A 4,333-nucleotide genomic window follows, 5' to 3' on the forward strand; every position below is an offset into this window, starting at 1 on the left:
CGGCGGCTGCGTCTGTTGTTTATACGACACCGCGGCCTAACAGCCCCTCGCCATGTCCGTATCGCCGGCGGGGGGGGGGCGCCACCGCCCCCCCCCACGGGTCCGGGCCGGGCAGGGTCAGGCCGCCCTGCCCGCGCCGCCCGCCTTGAGGGCGGCGAGGCGGGCCTCGATCTCCGAGGTCCTGCCGAGGTCCTCCAGGGACTCGAACTGCGCGTCCAGGGAGGACGCCGCCAGTTCCTGCTTGCCCGTCGCCATGGCCTCCTCCCGCCGGACCTTCTCCTCGAAGCGGTTCAGGTCGCTGGTCGGATCCATGACGTCGATGTTCTTCACCGCGTCCATCATCGTGTTCTGCGCCTGCGCGGTCCTGGCCCGGGCGACCAGCTCGTCCCGCTTCGCCTGGAGCTCCGTCAGCTTGTCCTTCATCGATGTCAGGCCCGCCTTCAGCTTGTCGACGACCTCCGTCTGGGCGGCGATCGTCGGCTCCGCCGTCTTCGCCTCCCGCTCCGACTGCATCTGCCGGCCGAGGGCCACCTTCGCGAGGTTGTCGAACTTGTCGGCGTCCGCGGCGCCCCCCGCCGTCCGCAGCTCGTCGGCCTTGCGGCTGGCCGCCAGCGCCTTCTCGCCCCACTCGGCGGCCGCCTCCACGTCCTCCTTGTGGTCCGCCTCCAGCATCCGCAGGTTGCCGATGGTCGTCGCCACCGCCTGCTCGGCCTCCGAGATGTTGTTCGTGTAGTCACGGATCAGCTGGTCGAGCATCTTCTGCGGATCCTCCGCCTGGTCCAGCAGCGCGTTGATGTTGGCCTTCGCGAGCTGGGTGACGCGGCCGAGGATGGTCTGCTTGCTCATGGGTCTCTCCTGGTGAGGGAACGTCAACGTCCGGTGCACGACGCGCCGCGGGGCGCGGGGCGCGGGCCGCGGCTCGCGCAGGTCGGTCAGAAGCGGCCGCCACCGCCCATCCGGCCGCGCGTCCCCCCGCCGCCGAAGGAACCGGGACCGCGGCTCCCGCCGCCACCCCCGCCGCCGAATCCGCCGCGCCCGCCGTACCCGCCCCCGCCGAAGCCCCCGCCACCGCGCAGGATCTCGCCGAGGATGATGCCGCCGAGCACGGCTCCGCCGCGGCCGCCGCCGGCGCGGGAGCCCGCGTACGGGTTCTGGTAGGCCCGTACGTCCTGCTCCGCCAACTGCTGCGCCTGCCGGGCCAGGGAGTCCGCCTGCTGCGCCTCCGTCAGGGCGCCCGCCGGATCCGACCCGGCCAGCGACACCGAGCGCTCCAGGTGCCGCTGGGCCTCCGCCAGCCGGGTACGGGCCTGGCTGGCGACCGCGCCCCGGCTGGTGGTGATGTAGTCCGTCGCCGCGCCGATCGCGCTGCGGGCCGACAGCAGCGCCTGGTCCAGCAGGCCCGCCGCGCGGCGCCGGCCCGTCTCCTGCTCCCGCGCCCCGGCGAGCGACTCGTCCAGCGCCGCGTCGGCCTCCTCCACGCGCCGCAGGGCGTCGATCGGGTCGTACCGTCCGGCCTCCTGCTCCCGGCGCACGTCCGCCAGTACGGCCTGCGCCCGGCCGATCCGACCGCGCAGGTCCGCCGTCGAGGTGCCCTCCGTGGTGCCCGTCAGCAGTCCGGCGGCGTCGGCGAGGTCGGACTCCGTCTCCGTCAGCGCGCCCGGCAGCTTCCCGGCCGCCTCCGCGAGCTCCTGGGCCCGCCGCTCCACCGCGTCCACCAGGGTCGCCGCCTGGTCCACCGCGCCCTCGGCGGCCCGTACGTGCACGGCCGCCCGGCCGTTCTCCCCGTCGTTCAGCGCGGCCCGGGCCTCACCGAGGTGGGTCGTCGCGAACAGCAGCCGGTCCTTGGCCTGCTCCGGGTTGGAGGCCACCGGAGCCGACGCCGAGTCCGCGTACCGACCGGCCAGCGCCGTCAGCGTCGCCACCGCCGTCGTCGTCCGCCCGGTCAGCTCCCTGAAGTGCGCCTCCACCGTCTCCACCGCCCGCGGGGCGTTCTTCTCCAGGTCCCGGAGCCGGTCGAAGGCCTCCGACTCGGCGTCCAGCCGACGGTTCGCCTCCGTGCACCGGGCCACGATCTCGTCCAGCATCCGACGGCGGGTCGCGTCGTCCTCCGGATAGGCGTCGTCGAGTTGCTGGCGCAGCCGGAAGGCGTGCGTCAGCTCGTCCTTCGCGTGCGCCACGGCCTCGGTGAAGCCGGCGACGGCCTCGTCACCGAACTGCGCCGAGGCGAAGCCGAGTTCCTCCGTGCTCGTGCGGACCGCGTCGTCCGTCGCGACCAGCAGCGCCTTCGCCCGGGCGTCGAGTTCCGGCAGCGGCGTCTCGGCCCGCTGCCCGTCCCAGCCCTGGTGCGAGGTCGCCGCACCGCGCCCGCCGCCACCCTTGCCGCGCTTGCGGCGGCTGTACGCGTACACCCCCAGCGCCCCGGCCGCGCCGACCGCGACGACCGGCAGCACGAAGTCGCCCGCGCCGCTCTCGCCGCCCGCGCCGCCGCCCGGATCGGCCTCGCCCGGGGTGATGGTCGGGACCGGGACGGGCGCTCCGCCGAGCACCGCGGCGTAGCCGTTCGCCGCGCCGATCGCGGCGCCCGCCCAGTCGTTCTCCTTCAGGGCGGGTTCGATGGCGGTCCGGGCGACGTCGGCCAGCTGCTGTTCCGTGAAACCGGACTCGGTGTCGGCCGAATAGGCGTACTGCCGTGCCCCGGTCGCCACCGCCAGCAGGACGTCGTTCTGCCCGAGGCCGTTCTTCTGCGCCGTGGCGTCCGCCCAGCTCTGCGCGGAGCGCCCGGAGAAGTCGTCGACGTACGTGACGAAGAGCTGGATCCGGCGGTCGGCGTACAGCTTGTCCAGCGCCGCCGTCACCGCGGGCAGCCGGTCGCCCAGGGCGCCCACGCGGTCGGTGACCTGCCCCTGTCGCGACAGGGTGACGGGATCCTCGGCGCGGGCCGTGGGCGCCCCGGCCACCCCCCACCCGCCGAACGCCAGCAGCGCGGCGGCCAGGGCCAGTCCGGTGCGCAGGGATATCCGGGCGGCGGAGCGCCTCTTCGTCCAGGGGGGCGGAGTCACATTTCGGAGATTATGGGCGGTTCGTCCCGCCCGCACCCGGAGTGGACCGCCTGCCGTGGTCCCGGACGGCCCGGCCCGGACCGTCCGCCCCCGCTACGGGACGGCGATGGCCGTCAGTTCCGGCAGGGCGAGCGCGATGCCGTGGCCGGTCCGCACCGTGCTCCCGATGCCCACGTGCTCCCACTGCCAGCGGAGTTCCCCGGTCAGCAGGTCCAGGGCGGCCAGGAACGGGGGCCGGGGCGTGCGGCCCAGCAGCCCGCCCCGCCCCCCGTCCCCGGCCTTCACGTACAGCAGGTCCCGGGCGTCGGGCGCGCCCCGCACGCCCCGCGGATCCTGCCCGGCGCCCAACAGCTCGACCGCGCAGTCCGGGCCCTGACGCCGGACCAGCGGTCGGCGCCAGCGCACCGCGCCGCTCTCCGCGTCCAGCGCGGACACCGTGTCCCAGCCCTCCTGCGCCCGGTGCGCGGCCACGTGGACGGTGTCGTCCAGGGACAGCATCCCGGTCGGCGCCGGGGTGCCCGCGTCGAAGTGCCAGACGACGTGCCCCTCCCGCCGGTGCAGCGCCCGTACCGTCTTCCCGTCCGTCACGTGCACCGGACCGCCGGGCAGTCGCGGCCCGCCGCGGTGCGTGTTGCGCGGCCAGTGCCACAGCGGCTTCCCCGTGGGCAGGTGCAGGGCGGTGAGCAGCAGACCGTCCGCCAGGACCAGGCAGTTCCCGGAGACGGTCGGCCGGCGGGAGACGGTCCCCCGGACCCCGTACCGCCACACGGTCTCCCCGCTCGACCCGTCCAGGGCTGTGAGTCCGCCGCCCGCCCCGTACAGGACCAGCCCGCCGGTCGCGGTCAGCACCGGAGTCCTGGCCGGCGGTTCCGGCAGGTCGCGCCACCAGCGGACCCGGCCGTCGCCCGCCTCCCGGGCCAGCACGCGTACGCCCTCGCCGTCCCGGCCCGACACGGCCACGTACACCGCCCCGGTGTCTGCCGCCGAGGACACGGCCGAGACCGCGGGCAGCTCCGTCGCGGGTACGCCCTCGTCGGCGCGGGCCGTCCACAGCGCCGCACCGGTGGCGGCCCACACCGAGCCCACGTCCGGCCCGGTCCGCCAGACCACGCTGTCCCCGGCGGCGTGCAGGGCCTGCGGCCGGACGCGGGAGCGCCACAGCACCTCCCCGGGCGGGGCCGCGTCCCGCGTCCGGGACGGGGCGGCGCCCGCCCGACCCCCGGCGCCGGGCCCCACGGACGGCCCCGCGCCGGCCGGCCGCGCCACCCCGGGCC

3 protein-coding genes are annotated in these 4,333 nt (G+C 76.2%); all 3 read right to left on the reverse strand.

What is annotated here, in order from left to right:
- Positions 1-117 precede the first annotated feature (117 nt).
- Positions 118-846: a PspA/IM30 family protein gene (locus ACFVS6_RS39755; protein WP_389711414.1), complete on the reverse strand. Its 729-nt coding sequence runs from the start codon at positions 844-846 to the stop codon at positions 118-120.
- An 86-nt stretch (positions 847-932) separates the two neighbouring features.
- Positions 933-3,059 carry a TPM domain-containing protein gene (locus tag ACFVS6_RS39760; protein ID WP_389711415.1) on the reverse strand — a complete coding sequence of 709 codons (2,127 nt, stop codon included), beginning with the start codon at positions 3,057-3,059 and terminating at the stop codon, positions 933-935.
- Positions 3,060-3,152: 93 nt separating this feature from the next.
- Positions 3,153-4,333 (reverse strand): PQQ-binding-like beta-propeller repeat protein (locus ACFVS6_RS39765; protein ID WP_389711416.1); only part of this gene is annotated, 1,181 nt, incomplete at its 5' end.

It is taken from the genome of Streptomyces sp. NPDC057939, assembly GCF_042887545.1.
Taxonomy (GTDB): domain Bacteria; phylum Actinomycetota; class Actinomycetes; order Streptomycetales; family Streptomycetaceae; genus Streptomyces.

Bases quoted from the DNA above. Each gene is read 5' to 3' on its own strand.
- ACFVS6_RS39755 (WP_389711414.1), bottom strand. From the start codon at position 846: ATGAGCAAGCAGACCATCCTCGGCCGCGTCACCCAGCTCGCGAAGGCC.